Here is a 17,455-nt window from a genome sequence, read left to right as displayed (position 1 = left end):
AATCGAATTAAATTAAAATCAGAGATGAATCAGAATCAACATAATGAGATAACATTCATGTCTCCACTGGAAATAATGGGGTTCCTTCTGTTTTATAAAAAAAAGACAAAAAAATTTTGTATAGGCAGGAACAATGCTTCAATTAATGAGCAAACAACAAAAGAATCAATACATACCATGAAACAGGAACACCTCCAACCCGTTACAGTTATTGCAGGGGTGATCACAGTCTCTACCTCCCGGAATCAGGAAAAAGATACCAGTGGAAAGTCTATTCAGGCCATTCTTACAGAAGCAAAGATTCTTATCCGGCATTATGCGGTTGTACCGGATAAGATCGAAGCAATTCGTACCGAATTGTACCAGGCGATCCGGACCTGCAATTGTGTCATTATCAATGGGGGAACCGGGCTGACCCACGATGATTGTACCATTGAGGCAGTCTCTCCACTTCTGGAAAAGAGGATGGATGGATTTGGCGAGCTGTTCCGGATGAAAAGTTATGAGGAGATCGGGACATCCTCAATGCTTTCTAGGGCTGTTGCCGGCACCATTCAGGGAAAGGCCATTTTCTGCATTCCTGGTTCAACTGCTGCAGTAACTCTTGCCACAAAAACCCTGATTTTACCGGAGATCGATCATATCCTCTCCCACGCGAACCGGTAATTTGTCTTTTCTAACCTAAAATGAGCCTCGACAACTGATGAGCCCTCATTTGCTTACATCGAGAAGTGCCACCCGTTCTAGCACCAGATCCCGGAGACGGTTTTCCCCGGCGGCAGCACATTCGGCCGGGGAAATCGCAAAGAGAATCATAAGCTGGTTCTTTCTCTCCGGTGAAAGATCCTCACTTGGCCCGGCACGGAACTGCAATTGATTAGATAGTAGATCCCAGATTCCCTCCGTAGCCGGGCAGCAGCAGACATAGAGGTGATTTTCACCTTTGTGCAGGCCAAAGGATACCGCGGTGCTGCACTGCCTGCTTCCGGCAGCATAAAGCAGTGCCTCCATCTCGAAGGAGTGGGATATTGCCGCCCCGGCCTCCAAGGATCGGCGGGCTAACCGGAGTGCTGCCTTGGCATGTACCTGACCGGCGAGCTTGTCAGCATCAAAGCAGACAATGCAGGATCCTGCCCGATCGGCAATTGCCCGGAGTACCTCAAGCAGGATATCTGGCTCTGTAACTGTTACTTCCGCATACCGGATCGTGCAGGAACTTTCCGTGTCGTCCATCGCTCACCCGAAATGAAACAGAGTCGACTGGCCTGGATTTGTATTCTTATCTCCGCTTGGAGGCTCTTTTTTCCCGGTGTCTTTGCTTGGATGCAGTTGTTCCAGTACCTGCTCAGCAATGCCTGAACCAAGGATCTTCACCAAATCCTCTTTTTTGTGCCGGGATAATTCTTCCGGTGAGGTAATGCCGTTGTTGAAGAGCCGCCGGGCACGGACGCGTCCGATGCCACGCAGCCGGACGAGCGGGAGGAGTTCGCGCCGTATTCCATTCTTCATGCAGATCTCGCAATCCGCGATCTGCCCGTAAAATTTCGGGACAAACATCCGGGCCAGCTGACTTGTTGCGTGGAGCAGCCAGTTGATGTTCTCGACCATCCCGAACACATCCCCGGGCCCCACGCCGTACCGCTCGCAGATCTTCTCCTCGGAGAGCTCATCGGTCCAGTCAGAAAGGAGCATTGCGGTCTTTACCGCCCGGTAGTAGGTCTCGGCTGCGTCGTCATCCAGTGGGGGCGGGAGCCAGATATCTGCCCCCCGTACTTCAAGCATCCGGGAGAGCGCCGGGAGATCGGCATTCTTTGCGTACAGAGTCGGCATATCCGGGGTGGTACAGATGAGCTGGATAAGGCCGAGATCCGCGTACTTCTCCTGCTCCCGCAGGGTTGTGACAATGGCAAAGGCGCTCCTTGGATCGATGTACATCCGGGAGACAAGGGTCCCGAGTTCCGTTGCCCCGATGTGCTCGCCCACTTCAACAACCATCTCTGCCGTGATCAGGAACTGGAGCGCCTCATCGATTGCCCGGTGGATAAGCCGGCCCTGCTTATGCTCGTGGACATAGAACGAGCGGTTCATGAATTCGGTAAGTTCTCCCCGGGTTCCGGCAAATCCCGAGGCTACAAGAGAGAGGACATGAGTGTAAAGCGCGGTCGGTTCTGCAATCCGTGAATGAACATCCTCTGCCTCTGCCTCGATGTAGACCTCAAAGAGCTCCGGCACCTGCTCGGCTTCTTTTGCTATCAGCACGGCCTCACCGTACGGATCGAGACGGGGCCGGCCGGCCCTTCCTGCCATCTGGCGGTACTCGCTTACCGGGATCGGCTGCATACCTTCGCCGGCGGAAAACCGGAGGTAGTCCCGGATAATCACCCGGCGGGCGGGCAGGTTGAGGCCGGCGGCGAGCGTCGGGGTCGAGGAGATGCACTTGAGCAGGTTCTTACGGAACGCCTCTTCCACGATTGACCGCTCCTTCCGGCTCAGACCCGCATGGTGGAAGGCCGCCCCTTTTGCAACGCATGCGGCAAGCGTCTTTACCATTTCGGTCGGTGTGCCTTCGAGCAATCGTTCGGCGCATGCGGCAAGTGCTGCATCTTCACTTTTGATCGCCCCGGCTGCCCTCTTTGCAAAGGCCTCCGCGTTCCTTCGCGAAGAGACAAAGACCAGGCACTGCCCCCCTTCTGCGATGGTATCCAGGCAGAGGTTGAGGTCATCGTAGTTTTTCGAGACCTGCTTTACGGGCCGCATCCTTTCCGCAAACTGGATCCGGTTGTCGTAGAAGACGCCCTGCCGGAGGTCCACCGGCCGCCAGGAGCTTGTGACGAGTTCCGCGTCAAGCCACCCGGCAAGCACCTTTGGGTTTCCTATCGTTGCCGAGAGGCCGATGAGCTGCATGCCCGGGTTCTTTGACCGCATCTTTGCGATCACCATCTCGAGTGTTGGCCCCCGGTCCGGGGAGTCGATTAAGTGTATCTCGTCTATGACAACAAGCGTGATATCCGGGATCCAGCGGGCGCCGTTTCGGAGGAGCGAGTCCACCTTCTCGCTTGTTGCAACAATAATATCGTTTTTCCCGAGGGCATCGTCGCGTCGATCAAGGTCTCCGGTCGAGAGGCCGACCTTTACCCCTTTGTTCCCGAATTCTTCGTATTTTTCCGAAGCGAGGGCCTTTAAGGGAACAATATACAGGCACTTTCCGCCATTAGCGATGTGGCGATGCATTGCCATCTCTGCAATCAGCGTCTTGCCGCTCGCGGTCGGGATCGCGACAAGGAGGTTTTTCCCGTCCAAGAGGCCTCTCTCGACACAAGCTGCCTGCGGAGGATAGAGCTCGCGGATCCCTAGCCCCAGGTACTGTTGCCTGAGGGGTTCGGGTATTGCGAGATCCTGGATCTGCATGGTAGTTTACTCCGGGGGCCTTGTGAAGGAATTTCCTGTTGATCGTTTGTTGCCCGGTGCATTGAGGGTTGCCCTTTATCTCCGGCCGGCGGCCTGCCATTATTCGGGCTGTCCCGCCGGAACCGCACGGACCGGAAATGTCTTTCCGGCGGACTAAAATAAAAAAAACGGGGACGGGAGGTGGAAATGGATCAGTAATAGTAACTGATCATGTCCTGCTTGGCCTCTTTCTTCTTCTTGTCGAGGAATGCAAAGACGTTCTCGTGGGGGACACCCTCGATGAGCATGTCGATGGCCGCCCTCGCTATCTTCATCTGCTCGGGGTACCCGATCAGGCCGACGGTGTGGCCGAAGACCGAGATGTCAACGTCAGTCATGTTCTCGATCTGCTCGCGGGCGCGTCCGTCCTTTCCGATGATCCGGCCCCGAAGCCGGTCGAGCTGCCGGGGGTTGTCCGCTACCCGCGAAAGATCGATGATATCGAGAAGGAGATCCTCGTCTTCGATCATTTCAAAAGCGCGCTGGGGGGAGAAACCGGCATTGAGTGCGTTTATAATCTCTACGGCCCGCAGGAGCGGGATTGCATTTTCCTCGGCAGCCTCGACTTTGACAAGCCCCTCCTTGCTGTCGATGGAGATCGTTGTGTGGGTCTTTTCCTCGAGCTCTTTTTTTGTCGAGCCGCCCTTTCCAATCAGGACGCCTACCCTGCTTGTTGCAATCTTTAATTCCTGTATCATTGTTCTCTCTCCTTTCCCGCCGGCGTTCCTGTGCTCCTGTCTGATGCACTTCTTTCCTTTTTGGGGGTGATGTATGCGGGTATCATGGCTGTGATACGGTAAGGCCGGTCACCGCGTTAAAGATCTCGTATTCCGTTTTTACTTCGCAGCCCTTCTTCTTGAAAAACCGGTTCATGTTGCGGATGTCCCGCATCAAGAACTGGAGGGCACGCGGGTGATCGCGGGTGACCGACTGCCCCATATCGATGAGATATGGTTGGTCATGGTACAATATATTGAACTCGCTTAAGTCACCATGCACGAGCTCCGCTTTCTTGTACAGCGTATCGATCATGCCGGTGACCGAGGTGTAGACGGTTTCAGCATCGTCGAGCTCCACGTTCCTCAGCTGGGGGTACGGCCGTTCATCTTCACCCAGAAAAGACATGATAAGGATGTTCCGGTCAAAGACCAGCGGCTCCGGCACGGGGAGTCCTGCCTCTTTTGCCCGGGCAAGGTTTGAAAATTCCTTTTTTGTCCAGGCAAAGACAAGTTCCTTTCTCGATTTCTTGACATTGGTAAACCTGCGGTCTCCCTGGATGTAGGAGCTCATGGTGGTAAAGTTCGCCGACTGGATCCGGTAGATCTTGATCGCAACGACCCCGTCCCCCCGATCGGCTAAAAAAACATTCGCCTCTTTCCCGGTGCTGATAGAGCCCCCGAGAGCCGAGAGCCATTTCTTGTGGACCAGCTTGTAGAGGGCAAGGAGGGTTACCTCGTCAAAGACGTTTTCGCTGACCTTGAAGGTGTTTGCGTCCTTTATCCGGATCCCCATCTCGGAAAGGCGCTTGTCGAATCCTTCCTCCTTCTTTTCGATCTTCACAAAGAACCGGCCCCCGGGTCATCTCGTACCGGGAATCTTCTCGCCTTTTAGCGGATATAGTCGCGCACTGGGGCAAGGATCTCAACGAGCCCATCGCCGCAGGCTTTCTTGAGGTCAAGCGGGTGGATCTCCTTGTTCGCGTACGCGGTCTCGAGCTCCCCGTACGAGGTGAAGGTCAGGTCGCCGCCAAACTTCTCCGGCCGTTTTATCGTGATCCCGGGCAGGCGGGGGAAGATATGGTGCTGGAAGATCTGAAGGACGGGGTTTTCCGCGATCTCCAGCGGGCAGAACGCCTTCTGGCACTTCTTTTTGATCTCGTCTTCGCTGTCTGCAACCGAGATATAGTTCCCCTGCGAGGAGGACATCTTCTTACCGTCAAGGCCGTTTAAGATGGGTGTGTGGATACAGACCGGGGAGGGATACTTGAAGTTGGGCAGGTGCTCTCTTGCGAGCATATGGATCTTTCGCTGGTCGATCCCGCCGACTGCCGCATCAACGCCAAGCATCGCTATATCGGCCATCTGCATGATCGGGTACACCATCTGCGAGACAGTCGGGTGGTCCATCTGCCGGCCCACTTCATCCATGCTCCGGGTTGCCCGGGCAAGGGTGATCTGCTGGGAGAGCTGGTGGACCAGAAGTTCGTACTCACGGTTGAGCTGGAGATCGGAACCAAGGATATACCGGACGTTTTTAAGGCCAAGCCCTTCAAAGCAGCGGCGGTTATACTCGGCAAGTTCCCCGACCTTTTCAAGCGTTCCTTTCCGGTTTAAAAAGGCGTGGAGGTCGGCGAGGAGGACTGTGACTTCGAAGCCTGCCGCCTGAAGATCGACAAGCTTATTGACAGTGACGAGGTGGCCAAGGTGGATCTCCCCGCTTGGCTCGTACCCTGCGTACACTTTCTTGGTGGGCCGGGCAAGGAGTGCGCGGAGTTCGTCTTCGGTGACGATCTCGACCGTGTTCCTCGTTGCCCGTTCAAACGCGTCCATTAAAAAGAATGGGTGATTGAGGGAGTTAATGGTTATTCTGGATAGGGACAAAATGTAAGGCGTCGTTGGTGAGCTTTATGGATGCGGTGCCGTCATTTGCGAGGCTGGTCATTGCGCGAATCGCATCCACGTTCTCGACAACAACATCGGCTTCTTGGTGGATGGCTTGGAAAAAGCAGAGCTCGTTCTTGTTCGCGTAGATCGAGTCTTCAAAGATACAGTTTTCGTACAGGTCGGCACGCTGCCGGCCGAGATCCATGGCAAACTCCTTGAGTTCGGCAGTGCTTTTGATCCCTGCTGATTTCTTGACAAGGCCCAGGCGTGGGTGGTTCTTGATAAGCTCGATCACTTTCTCGCGGTTCACTTCTTTTTTGGTTGTGATCCGGACAGCGTGCATGTGCATCATCGTAGTCGGAACGATCATTGCCATCGTGGTGATCGAAATATGGGGAAGCACAGTCTGGACATCGGGGCCGTGGTGGCTCGGGACCGTCACCGGATCGAGAACAACCGCATCAATTGGTCCTTTCTTGATCTCACCGGGGTCGGATCCCCTGCGCACCATGATTGCATGGACGTGCTCGACGCCAAAAGCCTTGTCCACCTCGTTTATGATCCGGCACAGGCCGGTGGTGTTGCAGGAGACTACGCGGATAAACTGACGGCCAATGGCATCCTTGAAGTTACAGGACGAGTTGAAGGAGAACCCGGCAACCTCGTGGTCCTCGCCTCCCTGCCAGAGTGCCTTTTTCCCGAGCTTCTCATAGAGCGGCTTGTTGGTAACACCGATGTCCCCCGGGGTTGCATCAACAATAACATCGGCTGCCTTGCACATGTCCTCGACAGAACCGGCCACCGTAAGGCCTGCCTTCTCAAACGCCGCCTTCTTTGAGAGGTCTGCAATATAGAGGGGATATCCCCGCTGCTTTGCGATAAAGGCCTCGGCATTCGGGCGGGTCTTTGAGACGCCGATCACTTTCATGTCTTTCTGGGCTGCAACCGCATCGGCGACACGCTTCCCGATGGTACCGTACCCGTTGATGGCAACCTTGATCATATACCGAATCTGTAGGAACGGGATGAGATAAAGATTGCTTGTTTGGTACTATGGGCCAGTCCGCCGCCTTTTTCGGGAACTAAAACCCAGAAATCAAGAATCACAGGAAGAGCGACTGGAACTTCACGACTTCGGTGCTGTCCTTTGCCGTGGCATAGAGCTCCAGCGGTTCTTTGTTGACCTCCAGGAACCGGACTCCCCAGCTGACGCAACCGAGGATCTGTGAGGCCCGCTCCTGTTCTCCGAGGATATAGAGAGCCGCCGCTATCGCCTCGATGGAGGTGAGTTTGCAGGGCTTGCCGAAGTTGACGGGGTTTGCGGCCATGAGGAAAGGTAATGCCCTCCGGATCCTCCACGAGCTGACCGCACCGGTATCGAGCACCTCCCACGAGCAGTCGAGAGCGGTGATCGATTTTACGTTTTTGTCCTCCGGGGAGAGGGCCTTTTCCGCGGTCGGGTCCAGAAGCAGGGTGTTTCGCGGGATCTGCGAGATCGTCTTTACTATCCGCAGGAATCCCGCCCGCTCCAGCTTTTTTACCGTGCACTTCCTGGGGTCGCAGCTGTTGTCCCGGTAGGCAAGGAGCGGAATCATTGATTATTCTGTGAGCATACCTCTCCTATCAATGTACGTTCTCTGCTCCCCCTGCATTTTATCTCCATCCCTGCGGGCAAAAGGCATTACCCGTCCCGCGGATATTGCGGCGTTTGCGCGATCCATCGGGCGGTGCAGGAAGTTTAAGATCGAGGTCATACCACTTCCATGCCCTGAAACGCTGTACCTTGGCCCGGATCGCGAGCCAGGTACGTTCCTGGAGCGCCTCAACACCCCTGAATTTGCCGTCCTCCTTGATGAGCTCTCCGTGAAGGTAAACGATATTGTAAAAGAGCGGGGGCCGCCGCTCTGCATCCTCGGCGTCAACTCCTCGCCAACCTGCGGGGTCACGGCCACATATTACGGTGCCGAAGGTGACAAGCCGGCAAAACGGGCCGGTCGGGGCGTCTTTTACGCCCGGTTCCAGGAGATCCCGGCACGGGATGTCTACGCATTCTCCCGCTACCGGATCTATCTTGCCGGCCCTCTCTTTTCAGAAGCAGAGCGAACCTATAATGCGGCCATTGCAGAAGATCTCAGGTCTCGCTGTTTTGATGTGTTCCTCCCGCAGGAGACCGGTGATAACCGGGCGGTTCGGGAGAAAAATAAAAACGCTCAGATCTGCCAGTGTAACAAACAGGCGATCCGGGATGCAGATATCATCGTTGCCATCATTGACGGGGCGGATGCGGATTCAGGCACTGCATGGGAGATGGGATATGCTTCAGCCCTCGGGAAAACTGTAATCGCGCTCAGGACAGACTTTCGTTTGATCGGCAGTCATGAGCGTGTAAACCTCATGCTCGAGCAATCGTCAAAGGTGGTAACAAGCAAAGAGGCCCTTTTTGCCGCTGTAGGGGCCCTTCCGACAACGTACGAGCCGGAAGACAAGCCCTCCTTGCAATCTCTGGGATCGCGTTTGTAAGAGGCGAAGCCTCTCATTTTTTCTGAAGAGAGATGCAGGCAAATTATATCTGAATCCCGACCAATTGGTAGTGAGAGCGAATGGCGAAAAAGGGACCAGGGCGTGAGCCGAAAAATATCCGGGACCGCGGTGAGGAGTGCGATCTCGATGAAGGGTACAAATCTCCTCTTGGAACGTTCAGGGATCTTTCTGTCGCAAATATTCGATCGGTTGTTGCCGGAAGCCGGTACATCCAGGCCCTCATTCTCCTCACGCTCGGCGGTCTCTTCCTCCGATTCTACGACCTCGGCTTTAACTCCCTGTGGCTGGATGAGGCGAGTACCTATACTATCTCCGTCAAATCGTTTGCCGATATCTGGCAGGTCACTGCCGGTGGCGAGTTCAACCCTCCGCTCTTTTACTGGGTTGAACATGTCATGCTCATGCTTGGGAATAACGAGGTCATCCTGCGCTTTGTCCCTGCCCTTCTGGGTGTCCTTGCCATCCCGCTTTTTTACCTGATAGGAAAGGAGTTCCTCGATCGGAATGCCGGGCTCATCGCTGCCTCTGCATGTGCGTTCTCCCCGTTCCTGATCTATTACTCGCAGGAAGCCAGAGCGTATATGATGATGCTCTTTTTTGTTGCGCTTGCCACCCTTTTTTTCCTGAAAGCGATGAAGTCCGGCAGCCTGCTTCACTGGGTACTCTTCGGTCTCTTTTCAGCGCTTGCATTCTGGTCTCATTTCTATGCGCTGGTGATGATTGGGGCGCTTGTGCTCTTTGCCCTCATTGAATGGGCACCCCGGATCCGGACCGAACTGGGTAATCTCAAGATGCTGGTGGCAGCTGGTGTTGTTTTTGCCATCCTGACGCTCCCCCTCATAATCGTCACTCTCCAGCTCTTCGTTCTCCGGACGTCTTCTGCGCCAACGTACGGCATACAGGGGCTTGACATCATCTTTGAGACCTTTGTCCAGGTAGCCGGCATGAACCTGTATATCGCATTCCTGCTGGTGGCATTCTTTGTCATTGGCATTATCCAGGCATTCCGCATCGAAAAGGGTAAGGGGATTTTTCTTGTGCTGATCACGGTCCTTACTTTTGTGATCAGCTATGTTCTGTCGTTCAAAATGCCGATGCTCCCCCGGTATCTCATATTCTTAAGTATAGTATTTTTCCTCGGAATTGCCGTTTCCTACCGTGCCATTTACTCATTGTGGAATACCCGGGCCGCGGTATACGGGTTTATTGCAGTCCTTCTTGTTATCAGTGCCCCGGTTCTTGCGGGCTATTATTCAAGCTATTCAAAGGAAGACTGGAGAGGCTTTTCCGCGGCGCTCGAGCAGAAGGTCCAGCCGGGCGATGTGGTGGTCTCCGTTCCCGGGTACGTAGACCAGCCTCTGGATTATTACTACTCCTCAGTAAAGACACAAACTACTGAGTATGGGGCAACAACGGCTGCAGATTTGGACCGGATTTTGGCGGAGAGTGGCAACCATACAACGTATTATGTAGTTACCGGCGATATCAGCGCTGCCGATACGAATGGCGATGCACTACAGTGGCTCAAGAATAATACCACCTATGCCGGTTCGGATGCAACAGGGGAAGTCTACCTTTTTACCCGATCCTAAATTTTTCTGGTGCTCCCAATGTACGACCTGACCGTTATCATTCCCACCTTCAAGGAAGAGTCCAACATCGGTACCATTATCAAGGCCGTGGATGCGGTTTTTTTGCAGAATAGGATCAATGGGGAGATCCTTATCGTTGATGACAATTCTCCGGACCGGACCATCGAACTGGTACGAGAGATGCAGAAGACCCTGCCTTATCTCAGCCTTGCGGTAAGGATCGAAGATCCCGGGCTCTCCCAGTCTGTCGTCGAAGGGTTCCGGAGAGCGCAATCGGATATCTTTCTTGTGATCGATGCCGATCTCTCCCACCCGCCGGAACACATTCCCCTCATGCTTGCAGAGATCCGGGCGGGAAATGACATTGTCATCGGAAGCCGGTACATGGAGGGCGGCGGGATAAAAAAATGGCCGCTAAAACGGCGTATTATCTCCCTTGGGGCAACCTTTCTGGGCCGGCTCCTATTTCCGGAGATTCACGATCCGGTGAGCGGCTTTTTTGCAGTAAAAAGGGGTGTTGTAGATCATGCGCCGCTCAGGCCCAGAGGCTACAAGATCCTGCTTGAGGTACTGGGCAAGGGCACTTGGCATACAGTAAAGGAGATCCCGTTTGAATTTGTTGACCGGGCAATCGGATCGAGCAAACTCGGGTGGCGCACAATCATCGAGTACGCCGCACAGGTTCTGGACAATGCACGATTCTCATGGAACCACCACGGGAGCGTGGTCTGGCAGGAATGGGTCAAGCTGTTCCGGTTCGGGATAGTTGGGCTCACGGGCATTATCGTCAACGAAGGGCTTCTCATCTATCTCAGGAGCTATGCACAGTTTGCCCTGCCGGTTGCAAGTATTATTTCCATTGAGCTCTCGATCCTGAGCAATTTTATCCTCAACGACAGCTGGACGTTCAAAACCGGGCAGCACGCCCTGCCTCATTGGTGGCAGCGTCTTCTCTCGTTTCAGGTTGTTTCCCTCGGAGGGGCAGCGATAAATTTTGTTATCCTCAATGCCCTTGCCCTGTATGTTGGTGTTGACTACCGGGTTGCCAATATTCTGGGTATCGTTGTGGCGTTTGCATGGAATTTTCTGGTAAACCGGCGGGTGACGTGGAAAAAATCCGGGCAGGTAGTACCGAGCCAGGAAAAATAAAAAAAACCTGCAGATCTGCCAGACCACGATAATCAGGGAACGGGTACCCGCTAGTCCCGTATTCTCCGTTCGGTGCCATCGCCCTCCCCGGAACCGGTTAAGAATCATTATAGGGAAGGAACAATATGAGTACGATAAGAGAGCGCAAACATGAACCGGGTACCTGGTGTTATGGGTCTCGCGCGTATTGATGGGGGATTATGAGCAAGAAAAAAGATCTGACTACCTCTCAGAGTAATGCGGAGCCGGTTTCCGGTGCCAGTGTAAAAAAAAGGAAAACGCTGTCTGGTTTTTCCTTATTTGGCGTTACGTGTAATGGTATAGATGCCGCACAGGCAAAACGTCACCTTCTTCTTCTTATTCTCCTTGCCATCATTGTCAAGTTTGCCATCGTGTTTTTCACCACCTCTGTTTTCCATTCGTTTATCGATTATTTCGATTTCCAGTACTATCTGCAGGCAGCAGTCAATGTGATGCAGGGTCAGGTACCGTATGCGGATTTTGGTTTCGATTACCCTCCCTTTGCCTTAATCCCTATATTCCTTGCCTTTATCCCGGGGATCCTGTTTGACAGTGCCGGGATTTTTGTACTCTCGTTCCAGTTCCTGATGGTGATCTGCGACATCGTCATTGTGGTGTGTATCTATCTGATTGGCCTGAAACTCTATGACGAAAAGACCGCCTTCATCGCTGCCTTTCTCTATGCAACAGCATTTTCAGTTGGTTATTTTGTCCTGACCAAATACGATGCATTCCCCACCTGCCTCCTGATGCTCGCGGTACTCTTTACGGTCTATAACAGAAGTATCCGGGGATATATCGCCCTTGTTTTCGGTTTCCTGGCCAAAATTTTCCCGGGCATAGCCCTTCCGTTTGTAGCACTCTATAATGCCAAATCGACCTCGCTCCGGCAGGAAGTGATTAATCTCCTTAAGGTTAGCATACCGGTCGCGGTCATCTTCGTTGTTCCGATTCTAATCCTGAAACCCGGTATTATCCTTTCATATATCTCAGGCAGTATCATCAGGTCGGCGATTTATGTCAATACTGCAACCTATACGGTATATGCATACCTCAATACGGTCCTGAATCTTGGGATCTCCATATCGGAAGTCTCGCTCCTGATGTATGGCCTTATGGGGCTGCTCCTGCTTTTCCTGTTTGCTATTGCATATGTTGAGCCGCACAAGGACGCCCGTTTCCTGATAAAACTTCTTGCCGTCTCGATCTTCGCAGTTGTGTTCTGCATGGCATACCACAGCCCGCAATATGTTGTGTGGTACACGCCCTTTGTCTGTCTCCTTGTGGCAGATTCCCTCCCGGGGATCCTCCTTTTTTATGCTACACAGGCAATCACATATATTGAATTCCCGCTGTCGTTTGGCACACTGTACACCAACACGGCATATTCCGGCGCCCCGGGAACATCGGGCTGGTATTGTGCCCTAGCGTTGTTTACGATCGATATCGTAACCTATCTCCTTCTCATGTACGTGGCAGTACGGCCGACCGGGGCCCATCTCCGTATGCTTCTCGATCGCATACCGGGGAGACAACAGCAGAAAAAAACGGAATAATCCGTTAATCCCGATCCTTTTTTGACCGGATCGGGAGCATCCATATTCCGCTCTCAAATTCAGATATCTCCGTACCTAAATCCTAATACTATCTCAAAGCCAATAGTCACCTACCATGTCCAACATCACCGTCGCGGTCCTGGCCCCAAACGGCTTTTCCGATGCACTCGGGAAGAAGGGGACAACGAGCGATATCACCTTTTACAATCTCAAGAAAGGCGAAGCCACAGTCACCTTTATTGAGCCTACGCGGTACCCGGAAAAACTCTCTTCGCTTTTTTATGCGATAACCCTTGCCGATCGCGTCATTGTCGTTGTTGATGAGATCACTGCAACTTTCGGCGAAATCGTCCTGATGCTCCAGTGTGCCGGAAAAACGCAAGGATCCCTCATCTTCCGCAACTACCTCTCCATGGATCAGATCGCGCCCCTTGTCAAGGGCACCGTGCTTGAGCACTACGAAACTGCCGAGAACGACCCGATCGGCATCCGGGAAAAGCTGCTTGAAGCTGCGGCAAAGATGACTGCCCATCAGAAGGCAAAAGAGGGCGGCAACGGCACCCTTCCCATTGATCACCATTTCAATGTCAAGGGCGTCGGCACCGTTGTCCTCGGGTGTGTGACCCATGGCGTGATAAAAAAACATGACTCGCTCAAGGTGCTCCCGACCACGAAAGTCGCCCAGATCCGCTCCATCCAGAAGCACGATGACGATGCCGAGACCGCGGCCACCGGCGACCGGGCCGGCCTGGCGCTCAAGGGGGTTGAATCCGATGACCTGGACCGGGGGTATGTCCTCACCAACGATCCGGCAATAAAATATTCGTCCGTTGTCACCGGAAAGGCACAGCTGGTCAAATACTGGCCGGCGCCCTTAAAGGAAGATATGGTGATCTACCTAGGTCACTGGATGCAGTTCCTCCCCTCGCGTCTCACCAAAGTAACCGCTGACGGGGACTGGAGGATGCCCGAACTCACCTTTACCCTGGAAAAAGAACTGGTGTACCCTCCCGGGGCCCGGGTGGTTCTGCACTACCTCGAAGGCGGCAAACTCCGGATCGTAGGAACCCTGACCATCGCATAACCCTCCCTTTTTCCCGGTGCCGGTTCAGGGATCTGCCGGACCCGTTTTTGGCAGCCGGGCCATCCGGGAAAAAATTTCCCGGGCCGGTCCCGGTTTTTTTATCATTGACCCGTCCCGGATCCACCCGTTTTTCCGGCCCTCTCCGGCGGGAAGGTGTTTGTAATCTTACAGCTGAGCTATAACATTACAGCTCAGCTGCAAGGTTAAGTACTAAAAAAATCCGGTTTTTTCCGGATTAAGCGGGTCACCGGCCCATACACCCGGCCTCACTATTATCTGGTACCGCATGCATCAGTGTACTGATACACATGCTGGACGATATCATCAGCTGGATTATACTCATCATTATCATCGTAGTCGTCATCGGCCTTGTCCTCTGGGCCGTGGGCATCTACAACCGCTTCCAATCCCTGAAAAACTCATCCGAAGCAACGCTCGGGCAGATCCGGGTTGCGATGAAGAAGAGGCTTGACATGATCGAGCAGCTGCTCGGCGCAGTCAAGAGCTATGCAAAGTTCGAGCAGGACACGCTTACAAAAGTCACCGCCATGCGGTCTGCGGTTGCGACCGCAGGACCCGGCGACCTCAACAAGGTTGAGGCCGAGTCCCGCTCGATCTTTGGCAGGCTGCTTGCCGTGGCAGAGAACTACCCCGACCTCAAGACCGCAAGCACGGTCACCAGCCTCATGAGCTCGGTAAAAGACCTCGAAAACGAGATCTCCCGCCAGCGGTACACCTACAACAACATCTCGCAGGAGTTCAACACCATGATGGACACGATCCCCTCTAAGTTCATCGGCCACATGACGGGCATGCCCAAGCTCGAATACCTCCAGTTCGAGGAAGAGATCAAGACTGCGCCGAAGATTGAGTTCTAAAGGGGGTATTTTGCCGTGGGCGAAACCAGGCAGATTGCCGGCCTTGTCATCATCGCGCTCATCCTTGGGATTGTCGGGCTGGCCCTCGTCTCCATCATCCCCCCCCTTCTTTCCGGGGATCTTGCCGTCAGCTCGTACGAAGCCACCCTGTACGGGAACGGTACGCTCCAGGAGCAGTACATCTACCAGGTACAGAACTCCGGTGAATACCGGATGCTGTACCGCTCGTGGGAAGCCCCCCTGACGTTTGCAGCCAGTAACCAGCCGTACATCCAGTTTGTTTCCATCGTCCCGCCCGCCGGTTCTGTCGGCTATGCAAAAGATGCATCATCCGATGTTTCGATTGCCGGCTCATCCAGCCCGGCCGTGCAGGAAGAGGTGGGCAGCCTGGCCGATACAAGCGAGGTGGGCATTTTCAACCCCTCGTACTATGACGCAGGCACCTATACTGTCCAGTCAACATACGTGGTCCACCCCCCCATCGAGGACGACGGGACAACTGCGCACCTCAATTTCCAGTTTGCCGGTTCGGACCATGTCCCGTACAATGATATCAGGATCACGGTACCGGCGGATGGCATCAACCAGATCTACGTATACCCGCCCACCCTCCACGCGGAAAAGACCGGGGATACCTACACGATCACCGGCAGTGCCGCAGGAAACCAGGACATTGCCGTTGAGATGCTTGCCGGTGAAGGCGGGTTTGCCGAGATCCCGGGATTTCGGACCAATGCCACAAATCTCCAGGCACAGACCGCCTCAGCCGCGTTCTGGTACGACCTGCCCTATACCATTGCCGCCATCATCTCGTACCTTGCAGATGCTGCAGTGCTTCTTGTGCCCCTGCTCCTGCTCCTTATCTACTACCACTACGGGAGAGAGAAGAAGTTTACTGTTACCACGTACCTGAGCACCGTCCCCAATCCTGCACTCAAACCCTGGCAGGTGAACATGCTCTTCAAAGGTGACTCCCTGGATTTCGACCAAGATGGGTATTATGCGACTCTCCTCGACCTGCACAGGCGCAAGCTCATTGAGATTACGCCCGCTGCAACCGGGAAAGGCCCGGAGATCCGGATCCTCTCCACCCAGACAACCGATCCCTACGAGCAGCGCGTCCTTGGATTCGTCCAGCGGCTCTCTGAGAATAATGTGCTTTCTACGGCAACCCTGGAAACGCTTGTGAAAAATGCACAGACAAACAGCCTTGCCGAGGAGAAAGCACTGCTGTACCAGAAGAACTTTGCCGATGTGACGACCCGGGCGGACTCATCGATCGTCTATGAATACGTAGTGGATGGCAGGGACCACATCTCCCCGCTCGTTGCCGTTGCAGCCGTCGCGTGCGCCGTTACCTTCATGCTTGCGCTCGTTTTGCCGGCGCAGTCTGTGAGCCTGATCCCGGCCGTAGTGCTGCTGGTCATTGCAGTAATCCAGCTGGTGATCGCGTGGGCTGCCCCCTCTACACTCTTTGGGCACTGGAAAGACGATCATTACAAGGACAAGCTGGAATGGGATGCCTTTACCCACTTCCTCTCTGACATGGCCCTGATCCGGAAGTATTCTCCTGAAGACCTCCCGATGTGGGGGGACTGGCTGGTGTACGGCACGGCGCTTGGGGTAGGTGACAAGGTGGAGCAGGCCATGAAGGCGCTCAATATCCCGGTTGCCGAGACCGGCGTGCCGATGGGGGTTATGGGCATGAATACCGTCTTTATGCCCCTTATGGCCTTTGTCCCCATGAGCCAGGGAGGGCCCTCTGGTGGGTTTGGGGGCGGAGGACGCGGAGGTTTTGGCGGCGGATTTGGCGGGGGCGGAGGGTTCGGTGGCGGCGGCGCCGGGGGAAGAAGGTAAGGTTCGCGCGATCCGGCGTGTCCCGGGTTGCAATCCCCGGGCCAAAACCGGTTTTTCTCTCCCAAAAGGGGGAAAAGAGATATAATTCCGCGCCAATCCAATGAATATCGAGAATACAAGAGAAGATCACGCATATGCAGTATTCGGAAGGCCGGCTCGGCCGGGTATTTGTTCTGAGGATTGATGACGGAGAAGATTTTCTGGCTGTCACCCGGGATTTTATAAACGATAAGGAGGTGCAGACCGGGACCCTCATTTTTCTGGGCGCACTCCGGCAGGGACGGATGGTAACCGGACCCGAGACGCTCGCCATCCCTCCCGAACCCCACTATGTGATGTTTGAAGGGGGCTGGGAGATGGTGGGGATTGGCACCATCTACCCGGGCGAAGATGGCCCGGCCATCCATTACCATGCATCGGTAGGACGGGCCGGCCATGCCCTGACCGGGTGCCTGCGGGAGAAGGCGATCACGTATATTGTCGCCGAGGTTATTGTCCTTGAATTAACCGGGCTTGACATCCGTCGCCTGCCCCAGGAAAAGACCGGGCTTGTCCTGCCGGTTCATGGAACTGCAGGCAGGACCGGAAAGCAGCCCCCGGTTCCTGCAGCAGAAGTCCCTCCGGAAGAATCTGCTCCCGCGGAAAAGGAAGACGTGGATGAGCCGGGGGGCCTTGCCGAGATCATCCGGGACCTGACCCGGCGCCCCCGGACCTGATCCGCAAAAAC

General features: G+C 54.4%; 16 protein-coding genes. 9 read left to right on the top strand and 7 right to left on the bottom strand.

Features of this window, described 5'->3' with window-relative positions; translation table 11 throughout:
- Positions 1–177: 177 nt before the first annotated feature.
- Positions 178–666 (top strand): MogA/MoaB family molybdenum cofactor biosynthesis protein, encoded by a 489-nt coding sequence (locus tag MBOO_RS12855; RefSeq protein WP_048068798.1) that lies wholly within the window; start codon positions 178–180, stop codon positions 664–666.
- Between the two features lie 45 nt (positions 667–711).
- Here MBOO_RS12855 and cgi121 read toward each other — a convergent pair whose 3' ends face one another.
- The 7 genes from cgi121 to MBOO_RS12820 all read right to left on the bottom strand — a co-directional run bounded on the left by cgi121 (position 712) and on the right by MBOO_RS12820 (position 7,645).
- On the bottom strand, positions 712–1,233 hold the full coding sequence (gene cgi121 / locus MBOO_RS12850; protein WP_012108037.1) for a KEOPS complex subunit Cgi121: 522 nt from the start codon (positions 1,231–1,233) through the stop codon (positions 712–714).
- Between the two features lie 3 nt (positions 1,234–1,236).
- Positions 1,237–3,408, bottom strand: a complete 2,172-nt coding sequence (locus MBOO_RS12845; RefSeq protein WP_012108036.1) for an ATP-dependent DNA helicase — start codon at positions 3,406–3,408, stop codon at positions 1,237–1,239.
- A 191-nt stretch (positions 3,409–3,599) separates the two neighbouring features.
- Positions 3,600–4,145 carry a KH domain-containing protein gene (locus MBOO_RS12840; RefSeq protein WP_012108035.1) on the bottom strand — a complete coding sequence of 182 codons (546 nt, stop codon included), beginning with the start codon at positions 4,143–4,145 and terminating at the stop codon, positions 3,600–3,602.
- Between the two features lie 82 nt (positions 4,146–4,227).
- Positions 4,228–5,007 carry a serine protein kinase RIO gene (locus MBOO_RS12835; RefSeq protein WP_012108034.1) on the bottom strand — a complete coding sequence of 260 codons (780 nt, stop codon included), beginning with the start codon at positions 5,005–5,007 and terminating at the stop codon, positions 4,228–4,230.
- Between the two features lie 47 nt (positions 5,008–5,054).
- Entirely contained in the window at positions 5,055–5,996 is a 942-nt protein-coding gene (locus MBOO_RS12830) for a tyrosine--tRNA ligase (protein ID WP_012108033.1), read from the bottom strand.
- Positions 5,997–6,021: 25 nt separating this feature from the next.
- Positions 6,022–7,053, bottom strand: a complete 1,032-nt coding sequence (locus tag MBOO_RS12825) for a type II glyceraldehyde-3-phosphate dehydrogenase (RefSeq protein ID WP_012108032.1) — start codon at positions 7,051–7,053, stop codon at positions 6,022–6,024.
- Between the two features lie 100 nt (positions 7,054–7,153).
- The gene (locus MBOO_RS12820; protein WP_012108031.1) at positions 7,154–7,645 is read right to left on the bottom strand and encodes a DUF367 family protein; all 492 of its coding nucleotides are present in this window, start codon (positions 7,643–7,645) and stop codon (positions 7,154–7,156) included.
- A gap of 31 nt (positions 7,646–7,676) precedes the next feature.
- On the opposite strand from MBOO_RS12820, the gene MBOO_RS12815 reads away from it, so the two are divergent.
- From MBOO_RS12815 to MBOO_RS12780, 8 genes are all read left to right on the top strand, one after another.
- On the top strand, positions 7,677–8,570 hold the full coding sequence (locus MBOO_RS12815) for a nucleoside 2-deoxyribosyltransferase (RefSeq protein WP_012108030.1): 894 nt from the start codon (positions 7,677–7,679) through the stop codon (positions 8,568–8,570).
- Positions 8,571–8,650: 80 nt separating this feature from the next.
- Positions 8,651–10,183: a glycosyltransferase family 39 protein gene (locus tag MBOO_RS12810; RefSeq protein WP_012108029.1), complete on the top strand. Its 1,533-nt coding sequence runs from the start codon at positions 8,651–8,653 to the stop codon at positions 10,181–10,183.
- Positions 10,184–10,201: 18 nt separating this feature from the next.
- Positions 10,202–11,332 (top strand): glycosyltransferase, encoded by a 1,131-nt coding sequence (locus MBOO_RS12805; RefSeq protein WP_012108028.1) that lies wholly within the window; start codon positions 10,202–10,204, stop codon positions 11,330–11,332.
- Between the two features lie 200 nt (positions 11,333–11,532).
- On the top strand, positions 11,533–12,909 hold the full coding sequence (locus MBOO_RS12800) for a hypothetical protein (protein ID WP_157677710.1): 1,377 nt from the start codon (positions 11,533–11,535) through the stop codon (positions 12,907–12,909).
- A 115-nt stretch (positions 12,910–13,024) separates the two neighbouring features.
- The gene (locus MBOO_RS12795) at positions 13,025–13,993 is read left to right on the top strand and encodes an EF-Tu/IF-2/RF-3 family GTPase (RefSeq protein WP_012108026.1); all 969 of its coding nucleotides are present in this window, start codon (positions 13,025–13,027) and stop codon (positions 13,991–13,993) included.
- A 308-nt stretch (positions 13,994–14,301) separates the two neighbouring features.
- The gene (locus tag MBOO_RS12790) at positions 14,302–14,871 is read left to right on the top strand and encodes a LemA family protein (RefSeq protein WP_012108025.1); all 570 of its coding nucleotides are present in this window, start codon (positions 14,302–14,304) and stop codon (positions 14,869–14,871) included.
- A 15-nt stretch (positions 14,872–14,886) separates the two neighbouring features.
- Entirely contained in the window at positions 14,887–16,728 is a 1,842-nt protein-coding gene (locus MBOO_RS12785; RefSeq protein WP_012108024.1) for a DUF2207 domain-containing protein, read from the top strand.
- A 134-nt stretch (positions 16,729–16,862) separates the two neighbouring features.
- Positions 16,863–17,444 (top strand): PPC domain-containing DNA-binding protein, encoded by a 582-nt coding sequence (locus MBOO_RS12780; RefSeq protein ID WP_012108023.1) that lies wholly within the window; start codon positions 16,863–16,865, stop codon positions 17,442–17,444.
- Positions 17,445–17,455 lie beyond the last annotated feature (11 nt).

Origin of the sequence: Methanoregula boonei 6A8 (assembly GCF_000017625.1) — an archaeon.
Lineage (GTDB): Archaea > Halobacteriota > Methanomicrobia > Methanomicrobiales > Methanospirillaceae > Methanoregula > Methanoregula boonei.
Note: the sequence above shows the minus strand (reverse complement) of the source record. Positions and strands in the feature narration are given on the sequence as shown.

What these genes read in the sequence shown, in the direction of transcription:
- MBOO_RS12855 (WP_048068798.1), top strand. Translation starts at nt 178, where the DNA reads ATGAAACAGGAACACCTCCAACCCGTTACAGTTATTGCAGGGGTGATC.
- cgi121 (WP_012108037.1), bottom strand. Translation starts at nt 1,233, where the DNA reads ATGGACGACACGGAAAGTTCCTGCACGATCCGGTATGCGGAAGTAACA.
- MBOO_RS12845 (WP_012108036.1), bottom strand. Translation starts at nt 3,408, where the DNA reads ATGCAGATCCAGGATCTCGCAATACCCGAACCCCTCAGGCAACAGTAC.
- MBOO_RS12840 (WP_012108035.1), bottom strand. Translation starts at nt 4,145, where the DNA reads ATGATACAGGAATTAAAGATTGCAACAAGCAGGGTAGGCGTCCTGATT.
- MBOO_RS12830 (WP_012108033.1), bottom strand. Translation starts at nt 5,996, where the DNA reads ATGGACGCGTTTGAACGGGCAACGAGGAACACGGTCGAGATCGTCACC.
- MBOO_RS12825 (WP_012108032.1), bottom strand. Translation starts at nt 7,053, where the DNA reads ATGATCAAGGTTGCCATCAACGGGTACGGTACCATCGGGAAGCGTGTC.
- MBOO_RS12820 (WP_012108031.1), bottom strand. Translation starts at nt 7,645, where the DNA reads ATGATTCCGCTCCTTGCCTACCGGGACAACAGCTGCGACCCCAGGAAG.
- MBOO_RS12815 (WP_012108030.1), top strand. Translation starts at nt 7,677, where the DNA reads ATGTACGTTCTCTGCTCCCCCTGCATTTTATCTCCATCCCTGCGGGCA.
- MBOO_RS12810 (WP_012108029.1), top strand. Translation starts at nt 8,651, where the DNA reads ATGGCGAAAAAGGGACCAGGGCGTGAGCCGAAAAATATCCGGGACCGC.
- MBOO_RS12805 (WP_012108028.1), top strand. Translation starts at nt 10,202, where the DNA reads ATGTACGACCTGACCGTTATCATTCCCACCTTCAAGGAAGAGTCCAAC.
- MBOO_RS12800 (WP_157677710.1), top strand. Translation starts at nt 11,533, where the DNA reads ATGAGCAAGAAAAAAGATCTGACTACCTCTCAGAGTAATGCGGAGCCG.
- MBOO_RS12795 (WP_012108026.1), top strand. Translation starts at nt 13,025, where the DNA reads ATGTCCAACATCACCGTCGCGGTCCTGGCCCCAAACGGCTTTTCCGAT.
- MBOO_RS12790 (WP_012108025.1), top strand. Translation starts at nt 14,302, where the DNA reads ATGCTGGACGATATCATCAGCTGGATTATACTCATCATTATCATCGTA.
- MBOO_RS12780 (WP_012108023.1), top strand. Translation starts at nt 16,863, where the DNA reads ATGCAGTATTCGGAAGGCCGGCTCGGCCGGGTATTTGTTCTGAGGATT.